This window comes from Brevibacillus sp. NPDC058079 (assembly GCF_042885155.1).
Taxonomy (GTDB): Bacteria; Bacillota; Bacilli; order Brevibacillales; family Brevibacillaceae; genus Brevibacillus.
In genome coordinates this window covers 15104-31892 of sequence record NZ_JBHVSO010000021.1, presented here as the reverse complement: position 1 = coordinate 31892, position 16789 = coordinate 15104, and the positions used below count along the sequence as shown (strand labels likewise).

The following is a 16789-nucleotide window of genomic DNA, read 5'->3' as shown; positions in this document are numbered from 1 at the left end:
ACACTTGAATATAATATCAGGTGGGCTAGTTGTTGTCAACGCCCATCTCAAATTTTTATTTAGGAAAGCGCCCACCAATCGGTGATGGGCGCTTTTCCCGTAATTACTCTACAGAAACCGCTTCTTGCTCGGCTTTTGCTGCTTCCAACTCTGCTTCGTAATCTACTTGACTAGCAACTTTTACATTGCGGTAACGAGACATACCGGTACCTGCTGGAACCAACTTCCCGATAATAACGTTCTCTTTCAAACCTAGCAAGCGATCCACTTTTCCTTTGATCGCTGCGTCGGTGAGAACGCGGGTAGTTTCTTGGAAAGAAGCTGCCGACAAGAAGGAATCCGTCTCAAGAGATGCTTTTGTAATCCCGAGAAGAACCGGACGACCTACTGCTGGACTTCTGCCTTCCATGAGGGCTTTTGTGTTCGCTACTTCAAATTCTGGTACCTCAACATAGGAGCCTGGCAAGAGGTCTGTATCTCCGCTGTCGATAACGCGCAGTTTGCGCAGCATCTGACGAATCATAACCTCAACGTGCTTGTCGTTAATTTCTACCCCTTGCATACGGTAAACTTTTTGTACCTCTTGCAAGATGTAGTTGGAAACGCCGCGCATGCCTCGAACTTTGAGCATTTCTTTCGGGTCTACGGAACCTTCCGTGAGCTCATCACCAGCATTCAGCTTCACACCAACAGAAACTTTGATGCGAGAGCCATACGGTGCTGCATACACTTTGTTTTCCGCTTCTCCACGCACTTCGATTTCGCGACGATCTTTCCCTTCGCGAATGTCGACGACTTCACCATCGATCTCGGAGATGACTGCTTGCCCTTTAGGATTACGCGCTTCGAACAACTCCTGAATACGCGGCAAACCTTGGGTAATATCGTCTCCCGCAACCCCACCGGTATGGAAGGTACGCATGGTCAGCTGGGTACCCGGCTCACCAATGGACTGAGCAGCGATAATACCAACCGCTTCTCCCACTTCCACCTCGGCACCTGTCGCCAGGTTGCGTCCGTAGCACAGTTTGCAGACACCATGGCTGGTGCGGCAAGCAAGTACGTTACGGATATAGACGGAAGTAATACCTTCTTTTTCGATATACTCGGCAACCTCTTCAGAGATCTCCTCATTGCGGTGCACGATGATTTCTTTCGTCTCAGGGTGGCGCAAAGTCTCGAAGCAAGTACGTCCTGTCAGACGGTCAGACAGCTTCTCGATCTCTTCTTTACCATCCTTGATCGCTGTTACACGGATACCTTTATCTGTTCCACAATCGGTTTCGCGTACAATCACGTCTTGAGCTACGTCCACCAGACGACGAGTCAGGTAACCCGAGTCCGCTGTACGCAAGGCCGTATCGGCGAGACCTTTACGCGCACCGTGCGTGGAGATAAAGTACTCCAATACCGTCAGACCTTCACGGAAGTTGGATTTAATCGGCAACTCAATGATTCGACCAGATGGGTTGGCCATCAGACCGCGCATACCTGCCAGCTGAGTGATCTGGGATACGTTACCGCGGGCACCGGAGTTCGCCATCATGTAGATCGCATTGAACTTATCCATCGCCTTCATCAAAACTTCTGTTACTTCATCCTTCGCTTTGGACCAGATGGAGATTACACGGTCATAACGCTCGTCTTCGGTAATTAAACCGCGACGGAATTGCGTCATGACAGTTGCAACTTTCTCATCTGCAGCATCAAGGATGTCTTTTTTCTTTCCTGGTACTGCGATGTCCGCTACGGCAATCGTGATACCTGCTTTCGTCGAGTACGTGAAGCCCAGTTCCTTGATCTTGTCGAGGATCATGGACGTTTTCATCGTACCAAAGCGACGGAAGCACTCGGAAATAATGGTTCCTAGGAAGCCTTTTTTTACAGCACCTGGATCCGGGAGGTTCTTAATGAACTCAGAAACATTCGTACCTTTATCAAAGACAAAGCACTCATCTGGAACCATCGTTTGCAGGTTAGCTCTAGTCGGTGCATTGATAAACGGCATATCTGCAGGGAAGATTTCGTTGAAGATCACTTTCCCAACTGTCGTTACGATCAGTGCGTTCTCTTGGCGCTCAGTAAAGCTGATTTTGTTCAGGCGTTTCGCTGGCAGAGCGATGCGCGTATGCAGGCTGATAAAGCCTTGCTGATAAGCGGCAATCGCATCGTGAGGATCGCGATAAATCGTACCCTCGCCTTTGTCACCTTCGCGTTCCAGTGTCAGGTAGTAGGAACCAAGCACCATATCCTGGGATGGTGTTACTACCGGTTTACCGTCTTTCGGGTTCAAGATGTTCTGCGCTGCCAGCATGAGGATACGAGCTTCCGCCTGTGCTTCAGCAGACAACGGAACGTGAACCGCCATTTGGTCACCGTCAAAGTCCGCGTTGTACGCTGTACAAACGAGTGGATGCAGACGGATCGCACGGCCTTCAACCAGAACTGGTTCGAATGCCTGGATACCCAGACGGTGCAAGGTGGGGGCACGGTTCAACAGTACCGGGTGCTCACGAATAACGTCCTCGAGAACGTCCCATACCTCTGGCTGAACGCGCTCAACCTTGCGCTTTGCGCTCTTGATGTTGTGAGCGAGGCCTTTGGAAACCAGCTCTTTCATCACGAACGGTTTGAAGAGTTCCAGTGCCATTTCTTTAGGCAAACCGCACTGATACATCTTCAGGTTAGGTCCTACAACGATAACGGAACGTCCGGAGTAGTCAACACGCTTACCGAGCAGGTTTTGACGGAAACGACCTTGTTTACCTTTCAGCATGTGGCTGAGAGATTTCAAAGGACGGTTACCTGGTCCTGTTACCGGACGTCCACGACGACCGTTGTCGATGAGCGCGTCTACTGCTTCCTGCAGCATGCGTTTCTCGTTTTGTACGATAATGTCAGGAGCACCCAGTTCGAGCAGGCGCTTCAAACGGTTATTCCGGTTAATTACACGGCGGTACAGGTCATTCAGGTCGGAAGTGGCAAAACGTCCACCATCCAACTGAACCATTGGACGAAGCTCTGGCGGGATAACCGGCAGTACGTCGAGAACCATCCAATCCGGATGGTTACCGGAGTTGCGGAATGCCTCGAGTACTTCCAGACGCTTGATCGCACGGTTGCGACGCTGGCCTTGTGCCGTTTTCAAATCTTCTTTTAACGTTTCCACGTCTTTATCCAGATCGATTTCTGCAAGCAGGCGTTTGATCGCTTCTGCTCCCATCATCGCTTGGAAGGAGTGGCCGTATTTCTCACGATAGTTGCGATACTCTTTTTCGGAGAGCAATTGCTTTTTATCGAGAGGAGTGTCACCTGGATCAGTTACTACGTAAGAAGCAAAGTAGATTACTTCCTCCAGGGAACGAGGGGACATGTCGAGTACCAAGCCCATGCGGCTAGGAATCCCTTTGAAGTACCAGATGTGAGAAACTGGGGCAGCCAGTTCAATGTGCCCCATACGCTCACGCCGTACTTTGGCGCGGGTCACTTCCACGCCACAACGGTCGCACACTACACCTTTATAACGAACGCGCTTGTACTTACCGCAATGACACTCCCAGTCCTTGGTTGGTCCAAAGATGCGTTCGCAGAACAAGCCGTCTTTTTCCGGTTTCAATGTGCGGTAGTTGATCGTCTCTGGCTTCTTCACTTCCCCGAAAGACCACGAACGGATCTTATCGGGGGAAGCCAAGCCGATCTTCATATATTCGAAGTTGTTCACGTCAATCACAGGGCGTTACCTCCCTTGGTACCGGAATCTTACTCTTCGTTCAAGCTTCCGCCTTCGAGTACGAGGTTCAGTTTTTCACCGTTGCCTTCATCCTCGTCTTCCATTTCACGCATTTCAATCTCCTTCTCATCACCGGACAGAATCTTCACGTCCATACCCAAGCTCTGGAGTTCCTTAATCAATACTTTGAAGGACTCAGGAACACCTGGTTCTGGAACGTTTTCACCCTTAACGATCGCTTCGTACGTTTTCACGCGGCCCACGACGTCATCCGACTTGACAGTGAGAATTTCTTGCAAAGTGTAGGCAGCACCGTATGCTTCCAGTGCCCAAACCTCCATCTCCCCGAAACGCTGTCCACCAAATTGAGCTTTACCGCCCAATGGCTGTTGCGTAACAAGAGAGTAAGGACCAGTAGAACGAGCATGGATTTTGTCATCAACCAAGTGAGCCAGTTTCAGCATGTATACACAACCAACTGTTACACGGCGATCAAACGGTTCACCTGTACGACCATCAAACAAGATCGTTTTTCCGTCACGATCCAGGCCTGCTTCTTCCAACGTTTCGAATACTTCTGCCTGACGTGCACCGTCAAATACTGGCGTTGCTACGTGGATACCCAGAAGCTTCGCTGCCATACCCAAGTGAGTCTCCAATACCTGCCCAATGTTCATACGCGAAGGTACGCCCAACGGGTTGAGTACGATCTCTACTGGAGAGCCATCTGGCAGGAACGGCATGTCTTCTTCCGCCATGATGCGGGCAATAACCCCTTTGTTACCATGTCGACCGGCCATTTTGTCACCCACGGAGATTTTCCGTTTTTGGGCGATGTAAACGCGAACGAGTTGGTTTACGCCTGGTGGCAATTCGTCGCCATTCTCACGCGTAAATACTTTTACGTCTACGATGATACCGGAACCGCCATGCGGTACGCGCAGGGATGTATCACGAACTTCACGAGCTTTTTCACCGAAGATGGCATGCAGGAGGCGTTCTTCTGCTGTCAGCTCAGTAACCCCTTTTGGAGTAACCTTACCAACGAGAATGTCGCCGTCCTGAATCTCCGCACCAACACGGATGATACCGCGTTCGTCCAGGTTTTTCAGAGCATCTTCCCCGACGTTTGGAATATCGCGAGTGATTTCCTCTGGACCCAGCTTGGTGTCGCGAGCTTCGGACTCATATTCTTCAATATGGATAGACGTATACACGTCATCTTTAACAAGTTTTTCACTCAGAAGAATCGCGTCTTCGTAGTTGTATCCTTCCCACGTCATAAACGCTACGATTACGTTACGACCGAGAGCCAATTCACCTTTTTCAGTGGATGGGCCGTCCCCAACGATATCGCCTTTTTCAATCCAGTCTCCAGTGCTTACGATTGGACGCTGGTTGATGCAGGTACCTTGGTTGGAACGAATAAACTTGTGCATTTTGTACTTATCGAGATCGCCGGCAACTTTTCTGCCGTCGATTTCTTGGTAACGACGAATCCAGATTTCGCGAGCCGTTACGCGCTCTACTTGACCCGGATTTTTGGCTACGATCGCCACTCCGGAGTCTTGAGCTGCTTTATGTTCCATACCAGTACCGACAAACGGTGCTTGTGGAATCAAAAGCGGAACGGCCTGCCGCTGCATGTTTGAACCCATCAGTGCGCGGTTGGCGTCATCGTTCTCGAGGAACGGAATCAGCGCTGTCGCAACAGATACAACCTGCTTCGGCGATACGTCCATGAAGTCAACCTTGTCGCGCGGTACGCTCAAGATCTCACCTTTACGACGGCAGATAACCATGTCGTTTACGAAACGGCCATCTTGATCCAGTGGCTGATTCGCCTGTGCCACGTTGAACACGTCTTCCTCATCAGCAGTCAAGTAGCTGATATCAGTCAACACGAAGCCTGTTTCTGGATCTACTTTACGACGAGGTGTTTCAATGAATCCGTAATCGTTAATGCGTGCAAAGGACGACAAAGAGTTGATCAAACCAATGTTTGGTCCCTCTGGCGTCTCAATTGGACACATACGACCGTAGTGGGAATGGTGAACGTCGCGCACTTCGAAGCCCGCGCGCTCACGCGTCAAACCACCAGGTCCGAGTGCGGACAGACGGCGTTTGTGCGTCAGCTCAGCCAATGGGTTTGTTTGGTCCATAAACTGAGACAACTGCGAGCTACCAAAGAACTCCTTCAGTGATGCAATCACTGGACGGATGTTAATGAGAGCCTGCGGTGTAATTTGATTTTGATCTTGGATGGACATACGCTCACGAACCACACGCTCCATACGGGACAAACCGATACGGAACTGGTTCTGCAAGAGCTCACCCACGGAACGCAGACGACGGTTACCCAAGTGGTCGATATCGTCTGTGGAACCTACACTGTGCAGGAGGTTCATGAAATAGTTGATCGCCGAGACGATGTCCGCCGGCGTAATATGCTTGAAGGACTTATCTACATTTCCGTTTCCGATTACTTTGATGATCTTGCCATCTTCAATCGGAGAGAAAATATTGATAGATTGTAGATGGATTGCTTCATCTTCCAGAACGCCGCCATGCGTGCGAACGTCAATAAATCCGATGCTGCCTTCCAGAGCTGGCACAATGCGCTCCAATACACGACGGTCAATCATTTGACCGGCTTCGGCGAAAATTTCACCTGTAGTGGTATCGATCAATGTTTCAGCCAAACGTTGGTTGTACAGACGGTTTTTCAGATGAAGCTTCTTGTTCATTTTGTAACGACCAACAGAAGCCAGGTCATAGCGCTTAGGGTCGAAGAAACGAGAGATCAAGAGGCTCTTCGCATTTTCAACTGTTGGCGGCTCGCCCGGACGAAGACGCTCGTAGATTTCGATGAGCGCTTTTTCCGTAGAATCGGTATTGTCTTTTTCCAGCGTGTTCTTGATGTATTCATCTTCACCCAGCAAGTTGAGAATCTCAATGTCAGAACCAAAGCCCAACGCACGCAAAAGAACCGTTACCGGGATTTTTCGCGTACGGTCGATGCGGACATAAATTACGTCTTTCGCATCGGTCTCCAGCTCCAGCCAAGCACCCCGGTTCGGGATTACTGTAGCTGTAAACGTCTGCTTGCCGTTTTTGTCCACTTTGGTGTTGTAATATACACTGGGGGAACGAACAAGCTGGCTGACAATAACGCGCTCAGCACCATTAATAATGAAGGTTCCCGTTTCGGTCATGAGCGGGAAATCCCCCATGAAGACTTCTTGTTCCTTCACTTCTCCCGTCTCTTTGTTCAACAAACGTACCTTCACACGCAGAGGCGCCGCATAGGTGACGTCACGTTCTTTCGACTCGTCAACATCGTACTTCGGCTCTCCCAAGCTGTAGTCGATAAACTCCAGCACGAGATTACCTGTGAAGTCCTGGATTGGCGAAATGTCTTGGAACATCTCACGGAGCCCCTCATCAAGGAACCACTGGTAGGACTTTTGTTGAATCTCGATGAGATTTGGAAGGCCCAGCACTTCGTTAATACGTGAATACGTACGACGCTGGCGGTGTCGGCCACTTTGAATCACTTTACCTGCCAACTTATTCACCCCTCAGGTTGTGTTTTCACACATAGAAACTCGGCATTCGGCAACTTTAAAATCGCAGACGAATGCCTAAAAATAAAAATGGGTTAAAGTAGTTTCAACCATTTTTAACCCAGAGAAACTCTATTTTAAAAGAATTCCCATGTTTTCACGCAAACATTCCTATCTAAGGAAAAAAGTAGAAACGCTTGACAGACAGGGAATTGCTGAAAAATAGACATTTATCCCATATTGACATTTTATAATGCTACCACATTCAATTATTCACGTCAAGAAAACTTTTCTAATGATTTCTTCTTGCTTATTTGATTGCACGGAATATGTGGTAGCCCTTTTCCCGATCTACTTCTATCACTTCACGGTACATTTCCTGTAGTTTCTTCAATGCAGATGGGGCGCCTTGTTTCTTTTGAATGACAACCCACATTTCTCCACCATCAACCAACAGATCGTAACCTTCCACGAAAATGCGATGAACGATTTCCTTGCCCGCGCGAATCGGCGGGTTGGTCAGAATGACGTCAAACTGCTCACTTTGCACGCCGCTATAAACATCACTCACTCGAACCTCGACATTTTTTATTCCATTTGCTTCTGCATTACGACGAGCCAGGTTCACCGCACGCTCGTTCACATCGATCATCGTTACCCGACCATGTTCAGCAAGTCTGGCAGCCGTCAAGCCCATCGGACCATACCCACAGCCCACATCGAGCACACGCGCATGACTGTCGATTTCCATGTTCTCGATGAGCAATACACTTCCAAAGTCAATCCGCTCTCGGGAAAAAACGCCTGCATCCGTAATGAAACGAAGCTCATTGCCACGGAGCATAAACGTAAATTGCTGTTCGTCATGTGCAGCACCCGGTCGATTGGTGTAGTAGTGGTCTGCCACGTGTGATTCACCCTTCCTCATCGTTTCAACATGCATTCATCAAAACCTTACAGAAAAACCCCCTGCCGCAGGCAAGGGGATTTCCTAAAGGAAGCTAACTTACTTTACTTCTACTTGTGCGCCAGCTTCTTCGAGTTTTGCTTTGAGAGCTTCTGCTTCGTCTTTGGAAACGCCCTCTTTGAGTGTTTTTGGAGCGTTGTCTACCAGGTCTTTTGCTTCTTTCAGACCCAAGCCAGTCAGCTCACGAACAACTTTGATTACGTTGATTTTGGAAGCGCCGCCGCTTACCAGGTTAACAGTGAATTCAGTTTGCTCAGCAGCAGCTTCTGCTCCGCCACCAGCAACTACAGCTACAGGAGCAGCAGCAGTTACGCCGAATTCTTCTTCAATTGCTTTTACCAGATCGTTCAGTTCGAGAACGGACATGCCTTTAATGGCTTCCAAGATTTGGTCTTTAGACATTTGTAAATCCTCCATTCAAGGAATAGTATTTGTAAAACATTAACCGGTCAGACGATTAAGCGCCTTGACCTTCTTTTTGTTCTGCCACTGCTTTGACTGCCAGTGCAACGTTGCGCATTGGAGCTTGCAGGACGGAAAGAAGCATGGACAAGAGACCTTCGCGGTTCGGCAGGGAAGCCAGAGCTTTAATTTGCTCAGCATCAACTACTTTACCTTCGATAACGCCACCCTTGATTTCCAGCTTTTCGTTTTTCTTAGCGAATTCAGCGATAACTTTCGCTGGAGCGATGATATCGTCTTTGCAGAACGCCAAAGCGTTCGGCCCAGTCAGATATTGATCCAGTTCAGTCAGGCTTTCCTTCTCAGTAGCCAAACGAGTCAAAGAGTTTTTCAACACTTGGAACTCAACACCAGCTTCACGCAATTGCTTACGGAGCTCAGTTACTTGTGCTACTGTCAAACCGCGGTAGTCAGCTACCACTGTAGTTTGGCTTTCGCGAAGCTTAGTTGCGATTTCGTTGATCGCTTGTACCTTTTCTTCACGAATAACGGTTGGACGAATTTCTGCCATTGATTACACCTCCCGTGCTCTAATCCTAGAAAATGAAGAATGCCCTCGCAGACTCACGAGGGCATAATGCTATATCGTCAAAGGAAAACAGCGTTTCCTCATTCGTACATTACACGCCTCGGAGGGAAATTAAGCGTTACTCTCACAAGCACCGCGCCTTCTGTCTACGGCATATTCTTTTCATCAACAGGAACTATCTTAACAACTCCCACATCGGAAGTCAACTGTCATTATTTTACAGATACACGAACACCAGGGCCCATAGTGGAGCTCAGGGTTACATTTCTCATGTAAACACCTTTTGCTGCAGCTGGTTTCGCACGGTTCAGTGCGTCAGTCAGAGCAGCCAGGTTGTCAGCCAGCTTGTCAGCATCAAAGGACGCTTTACCGATAGGAGCGTGGATGTTACCTGCTTTGTCTACACGATACTCAATTTTACCTGCTTTGATTTCGTTAACCGCTTTTGTTACGTCAAAAGTAACAGTACCGGTCTTAGGGTTTGGCATCAGGCCTTTTGGACCGAGTACACGACCCAATTTACCTACTTCACCCATCATGTCAGGGGTAGCTACGATAACGTCAAAGTCGAACCAGCCACCTTGAATTTTCGCGATCATGTCTGCATCGCCTACGAAGTCTGCGCCAGCTGCTTCAGCATCTTTTGCTTTTTCGCCTTTAGCGAATACGAGAACACGTTGTACTTTACCAGTACCATGTGGCAATACAACAGCGCCACGGATTTGTTGGTCAGCACGTTTAGGGTCTACACCCAAACGGAAAGCCGCTTCAACAGTTTCATCGAACTTAGCAGTAGCTGCTTTTTTAACCAGCTCAATACCTTCTGCTACTTCGTATACTTTGTTTTTATCAACGAGCTTTACAGCATCTTGATATTTCTTACCTTTTTTCGCCATGATTAAATCTCCCTTCAATGTGGTCGTAGCGGTTGATCCTCCCACAGACAGGGGGGCACAACGTCTGTGCCCCCTTGCACTCAAGACAATTAGTCTTCGATTACGATACCCATAGAACGAGCTGTACCTTCTACCATGCGCATAGCCGCTTCTACGGATGCAGCATTCAGGTCAGGACGCTTCAGTTCTGCGATTTCACGAACTTTATCACGCTTCAGCGTAGCAACCTTTGTTTTGTTTGGTACGCCGGAACCGGACTCGATACCAGCAGCTTTCTTCAACAGAATTGCAGCTGGAGGAGTTTTTGTGATAAAAGTGAAAGAACGGTCTTCAAACACGGTGATTTCCACCGGAATGATCATACCTACTTCGCTTTCAGTGCGAGCATTGAATTCTTTACAGAATCCCATGATGTTTACACCAGCTTGACCGAGAGCCGGACCTACTGGAGGTGCAGGATTCGCTTTACCTGCTGGAATTTGTAATTTAATTACGCGGATAACCTTCTTAGCCACGTAAGACACCTCCTTACTTCACATGTGGTTATTACGGGGGAATGCCCCCTCCCACCGTTTTTTGAAAGTCTAGTAAAAGACTTTCGATCTATAGTGAGAGTGCAAGAAACCCCAATTAGTGTTGTGGGATTGTTAAAACAAAATGAAATGTACCACATAGCGCGATACTTTTCAAGTTGAATCCTAATCCAATTGTTGAACTTGTGTAAAGTCTAGCTCTACCGGTGTTTCGCGACCGAAGATGTCCACCAACACGCGAACCTTCTGCCTGTCCGGGTAAATCTCGATAATCTCCCCGGTGCGATTGGAAAACGGACCATCTGTGACGCGCACCATATCGCGGAGAGCAAAATCGACTCTGATCTTGGGAATTTCGATTCCCATTTGCTTGAGAATCGTATCGGCCTCTTCAGGACGCAGCGCTGTCGGTTTAGAGCCAGCACCCGTGGATCCGACAAAGCCGGTAACCCCAGGGGTGTTGCGCACGACATACCAAGAGTCGTCCGTCATCACCATTTCAACAAGGACGTATCCAGGAAACACTTTTTTCGTGACGGTGCGCTTCTTACCATCCTTGGTTTCCACCTCTTCTTCAGTGGGAACAAGAACGCGAAAGATCTTGTCTTCCATGCCCATCGACTCGAGTCGCTTCTCCAGATTGGTTTTCACCTTGTTTTCGTAACCTGAGTACGTATGAAGTACATACCATGCTTTTTCCATATCCAACAGGACGATAACCGTCCGTCCCTCCTAAGACTTGCATAATTACGTTCCTAGAATCAAATCGATCAAGCGCGAGATACCCAAATCAACGACGAAGAAGAATACTGCCAGGAGCATAACCGTAACAAGAACAACGAGCGTATAGGTCGTCAATTCTTTACGGTTAGGCCAACGGACTTTCTTTAGCTCGGACATTACGTCACTAAAAAAACCACCGGTACGGCGAAAACTGGCTCCGATTCGTGATAAAAAACCCACTTTGCCACCCCCTGACTTCGTCGCATCAACCATTACTTCGTCTCGCGATGAAGGGTTTGCTTCTTGTCACGGGAGCAATACTTTTTCAGTTCAACACGTTCAGTAGTGGTGCGCTTGTTCTTTGTGGAGATATAGTTACGCTCGCCACACTCGGTGCACGCCAACGTGATGTTTACTCGCATTTATTGCCACCTCCATCTCATTTCAAACCTGCTATTAGTTAAAAGTACCCCGATGATAAATAGTACGGGAAAACCGCTACTTTTTCCAGACCATTTCATTCACCTAAGTAACCATAGAACAGAGAGATAAGAGTCTATGGCTACCTAAATAAATTTATCATACCGAAATACCCATGTCAAACAAAATGACTTGACAACCTGAAGTCCTTTTGCTTCCAAAATAAAAAGAGAGATTCTCTCTTACAGATGAATCTCTCTTCCTTCTAAATAGCGCTCTAGCTTGCGCTTGACTCTTTGTAATGCATTATCGATAGACTTGACATGACGCTTCAGTTCAACAGCAATCTGCTGATAGGATCGTCCGTCCAAGTAAAGCATGAGAACCTGGCGCTCCAAGTCACTCAAGATTTCACTCATCTTGCCCTCGATGTCATCGAATTCTTCCCGATTGATAAACAATTCCTCTGGATCGGTCACCTTGGTTCCCGAGATCACATCGAGTAGTGTGCGGTCAGAATCTTCATCGTATATAGGCTTGTCCAATGAGACGTAAGAATTGAGCGGGATGTGCTTTTGGCGTGTCGCCGTCTTGATCGCGGTAATGATCTGACGGGTAATACACAGCTCGGCAAATGCCTTGAACGACGTGAGCTTGTCTCCTCGGAAGTCGCGAATAGACTTGTACAGTCCGATCATCCCTTCCTGCACGATGTCTTCGCGGTCAGCCCCAATAAGAAAATAGGATCTCGCTTTGGCACGGACGAAGTTCTTGTATTTGTTGATCAAATACTCCAAAGCTTCGGCGTCATTATCGCGAACCAGGTCGACTACTTCTTCGTCGGTCATTAGTTCATATTGGGCATGTTTTAACTCCTTGAGGTCAACACTCACAAATGATCCCTCCGCCAACCGGTTTCTCCAATAGATAGCGCTATTATACATGATGCCGTAAAAAAGCGTCAACCGAATCCAAGTTATTCCCTTCTCCATTTTTCGAATATTTTCGCTATTTCATCATTCAGCGCAATCCGCCTGGAGAAGCCGTCTTCTTGCGTTTTTTCGACTTGTTTCTTGATTTCTTTCCCCGCATTTTCCATATCGAGCAACAACTCCCGGGCAGATTTGCGCAAAGCTCCCTGCCCAAATATGACACGTTGCGACGTATAGTCAGAAGTTGCCACGTAAATTTGTCGATTTTTATTGTGAAATTGGGAGACTAACTGCTCGATTTTTTCGTCAGCCGTCTCCTTTTTCTTCGTAAAATAAACTTCAACCTGGAAGTCTTCCATTTGACGGCCAATGCCAGGAACGTTGTACGCATCAAAGACAATGATGACCTGCACACCAGTGTAGCTCTGGTACTCTGCCATTTTTGCGATTAATTGATCACGTGCCTCGTCCATCCGCTCTTGATCCTTCAGCAGGCGCAGATCGGGCCAGGCGCCGATGATATTGTATCCATCTACGATCAACAGCTGCTTGGCTTTTCGTTTTGCCATGTCATTTCACCCGAGTCGGAATTGGACTCCTGGAGCGATAGACTTCATACATCAACAAGGCAGCTGCTACAGAAGCGTTGAGTGAGGTAACATTGCCCACCATCGGAAGGCTGTACAGAAAATCACAGTTTTCCCGCACGAGGCGACTCATACCTTTTCCTTCGCTGCCAATGACAATCGCGAGTGGCATCGTATAGTCACCCTGACGGAAATCTTGTTTGGCACTTGCGTCTGTTCCTGCGATCCAAACACCGCGTTCTTTGAGCTCTTCCATGGTACGAACCAAGTTCGTCACTCTCGCTACTGGCACGTAGTTGATCGCCCCTGCCGAAGCTTTTGCCACCGTTGCCGTAAGACTGACAGAACGGCGCTTTGGAATGATGACACCATGAGCACCGACTGCATCGGCTGTCCGCATGATGGAACCAAGGTTATGCGGATCTTCCAGCTCGTCCAACAGCAAAATGAACGGCGCCTCGTTTTTTTCCTCTGCCCGCTTCAAAATATCGTCTATCTCTACGTAATCATAAGCAGCAACAGAAGCCACTACACCCTGATGGTTGTCCGTCGACACGAGCTGATCCAGCTTTTTACGATTCGCCGTCGTCACAATGACACCCTGTTCTTTTGCCAAGGCATAGACAGGTCCCATCAGATTTTTATTCGTTCCCTCTGCAATCCAAATCTTATTGATCGTACGGCCTGATCGCAGAGCCTCGATAACGGGGTTTTTCCCCAGAATCCACTCTTCACTCATTTCATGATTCTCCTTCCACTATGGCAAAAGCCTGCTGCACAATTTCAGCGATCCGCTCTTCTTTTCCACTCAAGTACAGGTACCCGATCAATGCTTCAAAAGCCGTTGCATGACGGTAGTCGATAATATCGGCGTTTTTGGCACTGGAACCGGATTTGGCATTCCGCCCCCGCTTCACTACATTCAATTCTTCCTCCGGCAGTGTGGGCATTAACGTCAACAACACATTGGCCTGTGCTTTCGCTGAAACATAGCGGTTGGCCGCCTTGTGGAGCTGGTTTGGTTTAACCAGCCCCTTGGCGATCAAATGATACCTGACACAATGCGAATAGGTAGCATCCCCGAGGAAGGCAAGCACGAGTGGATTTGTCAGATTAGGATCTCGGGTTAGTTCTTCTTTTTGCATCTATTTTCTTCGGCCCCTTACTTTCGACGCCAGCGAACACCTTGTGGCGTGTCCTCCAGCACGATTCCTTTTGCTGCGAGCAGATCGCGGATTTCGTCAGAACGGGCAAAGTCTCTTGCTTTGCGAGCTTCTGTGCGCTCTTCGATCAACGCATCAATCTCACTATCCAACAGCTCCTGCTCTTCTGCAATTTCAAGACCAAGAACCTCCGTCAACTCCACCAACAAATCCATGTACGCACGAACTTCGGTTTCGCCTACATTTTGATGACGCAAATACAGGTTGGCTTCCTTCACGACGTCAAAAATAACGGTAATGGCATTAGCTGTATTAATATCATCATCCATCTCAGCAACGAAACGCTCGCGAAGCTCTCCAATGATTCGTGCCTGCTCCTGCGCCTGATCATTCGGCTCTTCTGCGCGCACGGTATCCAGACGATGGGACAGATTCGTATATGCAGTCTTGATTCTCTCCATACCATTGGCCGCCTGTTCGATCAACTCTTCGCTAAAATTGATCGGGTTGCGATAGTGCCCCTGAAGCATAAAGAAGCGAATTAATTGACCGCCGAATTTCTCCGAAAGATCGCGTGCAAGCAAGAAATTCCCGAGGGATTTGGACATTTTTTCGTTATCGATATTGAGCATCCCGTTGTGTAGCCAGTAGCGAGCAAAGACTTTACCCGTAAAGCACTCCGACTGGGCAATTTCGTTCTCATGGTGCGGGAACACAAGGTCTGTTCCGCCCGCATGAATATCGATTTCCTCACCCAAAAACTTCAGGGCCATTGCCGAGCACTCAATATGCCATCCTGGTCTTCCCTCGCCCCACGGACTGTCCCAGGTAACTTCTCCGGTCTTGGCCGCTTTCCAAAGTACGAAGTCCAGGGGATGTTCCTTTTTCTCATTGATTTCTACACGAGCACCTGCCTGCAAATCATCCAGCGGTTGATGCGATAGCTTTCCGTATTCCTGAAAACGTCCTGTGCGGAAATAGACGTCACCTTCACTCTCGTAGGCAAAGCCTTTTTCAATCAGTCCTTGCACGAATTCAATGATCTCCGGAATTGTCTGCATCACTCGCGGTTGAATATCCGGTGGCGATACGTTCAGTGATTTCAGATCAGCATTGTACGCATCTGTGTATCGATCAGCCACTTCTTTGACAGTGACACCTTCCTGATTCGCCACACGAATCAGTTTGTCTTCTACGTCCGTAATATTTTGCACGAACGTCACTTCGTATCCACGATATTTCAAGTAACGGCGCAGTGTATCAAATACAATGGCAGGGCGCGCATTTCCAATGTGGATGTAGTTGTACACGGTCGGGCCGCACACGTACATTTTTACCTTTCCTGGCTCCAATGTGTGAAACGGTTCCTTTCGCCGCGTCATCGTGTTAGTCAGCTGAATGCCCATCGTTCTTTTTATCCTCCCTCAAAAGCTCCAATTCTTTACGTAATTGATCAATTTCCTTTTGCATCATACGAATCGTATCCGCTACCGGGTCTGGCATGTTTACATGGTCCAAATCATTTTTGACCCGTTTGCCATCCTGGATGACGATGCGTCCCTTGATTCCTACTACGGTCGAGTTAGGCGGTACCTCCTGCAAGACAACGGCACCAGCCCCTATCTTTGAATTATCGCCAATTTTGAAGGAGCCCAACACCTTTGCTCCCGTCGCAATAATGACATCATTGCCGATCGTAGGGTGACGCTTTCCTTTTTCCTTACCTGTTCCCCCGAGTGTAACCCCTTGATAAATCGTTACATGGTCTCCGATTTCGCACGTCTCTCCGATCACAACACCCATGCCATGGTCAATGAACAGGCCGCGGCCAATTGTTGCGCCCGGGTGAATCTCAATTCCCGTGAAAAAACGGGATACTTGAGAGACAATTCGGGCGAGTGTACACAGCTCAGCCTTCCAGAGCCTGTGGGCAATCCGGTGCCCCCATATCGCGTGCAAACCGGAATAGGTCATAACGACTTCCAGCGTACTTCGCGCAGCCGGGTCTCGTTCAAAAACAGCATGAATGTCATCTCTCATCTGTGCTAACATTTTTGGGTGGCACCTCCTGCCTGATTTACCTGCTCAACGATAGCGATCAAAAAAATAAAAAACGCCCCTATCCCCTCAAACACGAAGGGACAGAGACGGGTTTACCGTGGTTCCACTCTGCTTAGATCGTCATCACTGTCACGAAAAACTCACAACAGTCATGAGCAAATCTCGCTCATATCCCGATAACGGCGGGAAGCCGATGGCGCCTACTGATATCTTTTCAAAA

At 48.4% G+C, this 16789-nt stretch carries 16 protein-coding genes and 2 other annotated features (1 of these 18 only partly in view); all 16 genes read right to left on the bottom strand.

Features of this window, described 5'->3' with window-relative positions; translation table 11 throughout:
* Window positions 1–103: 103 nt before the first annotated feature.
* Window positions 104–3730 carry a DNA-directed RNA polymerase subunit beta' gene (rpoC, locus tag ACFVS2_RS32460; RefSeq protein WP_007716221.1) on the bottom strand — a complete coding sequence of 1209 codons (3627 nt, stop codon included), beginning with the start codon at window positions 3728–3730 and terminating at the stop codon, window positions 104–106.
* Window positions 3731–3759: 29 nt separating this feature from the next.
* A complete protein-coding gene (gene rpoB / locus ACFVS2_RS32455) occupies window positions 3760–7299 on the bottom strand; it encodes a DNA-directed RNA polymerase subunit beta (protein WP_173621068.1) in 3540 nt (1179 codons plus the stop codon).
* A gap of 307 nt (window positions 7300–7606) precedes the next feature.
* Entirely contained in the window at window positions 7607–8203 is a 597-nt protein-coding gene (locus ACFVS2_RS32450; RefSeq protein WP_173621067.1) for a class I SAM-dependent methyltransferase, read from the bottom strand.
* A gap of 99 nt (window positions 8204–8302) precedes the next feature.
* Window positions 8303–8665 carry a 50S ribosomal protein L7/L12 gene (rplL, locus tag ACFVS2_RS32445; protein ID WP_007716218.1) on the bottom strand — a complete coding sequence of 121 codons (363 nt, stop codon included), beginning with the start codon at window positions 8663–8665 and terminating at the stop codon, window positions 8303–8305.
* Window positions 8666–8720: 55 nt separating this feature from the next.
* Window positions 8721–9236, bottom strand: coding sequence for a 50S ribosomal protein L10 (gene rplJ / locus ACFVS2_RS32440; RefSeq protein ID WP_390240632.1), 516 nt, complete (start codon window positions 9234–9236; stop codon window positions 8721–8723).
* Window positions 9237–9260: 24 nt separating this feature from the next.
* Window positions 9261–9424: a sequence feature (ribosomal protein L10 leader region), on the bottom strand.
* A 42-nt stretch (window positions 9425–9466) separates the two neighbouring features.
* On the bottom strand, window positions 9467–10150 hold the full coding sequence (gene rplA, locus ACFVS2_RS32435; RefSeq protein WP_173621066.1) for a 50S ribosomal protein L1: 684 nt from the start codon (window positions 10148–10150) through the stop codon (window positions 9467–9469).
* An 89-nt stretch (window positions 10151–10239) separates the two neighbouring features.
* Window positions 10240–10665: a 50S ribosomal protein L11 gene (gene rplK / locus ACFVS2_RS32430; protein WP_007716214.1), complete on the bottom strand. Its 426-nt coding sequence runs from the start codon at window positions 10663–10665 to the stop codon at window positions 10240–10242.
* A 183-nt stretch (window positions 10666–10848) separates the two neighbouring features.
* Window positions 10849–11385: a transcription termination/antitermination protein NusG gene (gene nusG / locus ACFVS2_RS32425; protein ID WP_012683971.1), complete on the bottom strand. Its 537-nt coding sequence runs from the start codon at window positions 11383–11385 to the stop codon at window positions 10849–10851.
* 45 nt (window positions 11386–11430) lie between these two features.
* On the bottom strand, window positions 11431–11679 hold the full coding sequence (gene secE, locus ACFVS2_RS32420) for a preprotein translocase subunit SecE (RefSeq protein WP_007716212.1): 249 nt from the start codon (window positions 11677–11679) through the stop codon (window positions 11431–11433).
* Window positions 11679–11828: a 50S ribosomal protein L33 gene (rpmG, locus tag ACFVS2_RS32415; protein WP_003392018.1), complete on the bottom strand. Its 150-nt coding sequence runs from the start codon at window positions 11826–11828 to the stop codon at window positions 11679–11681. The genes secE and rpmG overlap by 1 nt, the downstream gene beginning before the upstream one ends.
* A 240-nt stretch (window positions 11829–12068) precedes the next feature.
* Window positions 12069–12719, bottom strand: a complete 651-nt coding sequence (gene sigH / locus ACFVS2_RS32410) for an RNA polymerase sporulation sigma factor SigH (protein ID WP_005828894.1) — start codon at window positions 12717–12719, stop codon at window positions 12069–12071.
* Between the two features lie 83 nt (window positions 12720–12802).
* Window positions 12803–13327 carry an NYN domain-containing protein gene (locus ACFVS2_RS32405; protein ID WP_390240629.1) on the bottom strand — a complete coding sequence of 175 codons (525 nt, stop codon included), beginning with the start codon at window positions 13325–13327 and terminating at the stop codon, window positions 12803–12805.
* Window position 13328: 1 nt separating this feature from the next.
* Entirely contained in the window at window positions 13329–14084 is a 756-nt protein-coding gene (gene rlmB, locus ACFVS2_RS32400; protein ID WP_390240627.1) for a 23S rRNA (guanosine(2251)-2'-O)-methyltransferase RlmB, read from the bottom strand.
* A gap of 1 nt (window position 14085) precedes the next feature.
* Entirely contained in the window at window positions 14086–14490 is a 405-nt protein-coding gene (locus ACFVS2_RS32395) for a Mini-ribonuclease 3 (protein WP_007716204.1), read from the bottom strand.
* Between the two features lie 17 nt (window positions 14491–14507).
* Window positions 14508–15914, bottom strand: coding sequence for a cysteine--tRNA ligase (gene cysS / locus ACFVS2_RS32390; protein WP_390240625.1), 1407 nt, complete (start codon window positions 15912–15914; stop codon window positions 14508–14510).
* Complete coding sequence (gene cysE / locus ACFVS2_RS32385; protein ID WP_390240623.1) at window positions 15895–16560, bottom strand: serine O-acetyltransferase; 666 nt, start codon at window positions 16558–16560, stop codon at window positions 15895–15897. Before cysE ends, cysS begins: the two co-directional genes overlap by 20 nt.
* Window positions 16561–16648: 88 nt before the next feature.
* Window positions 16649–16789: a binding site (T-box leader), on the bottom strand; it runs 122 nt beyond the window's last position.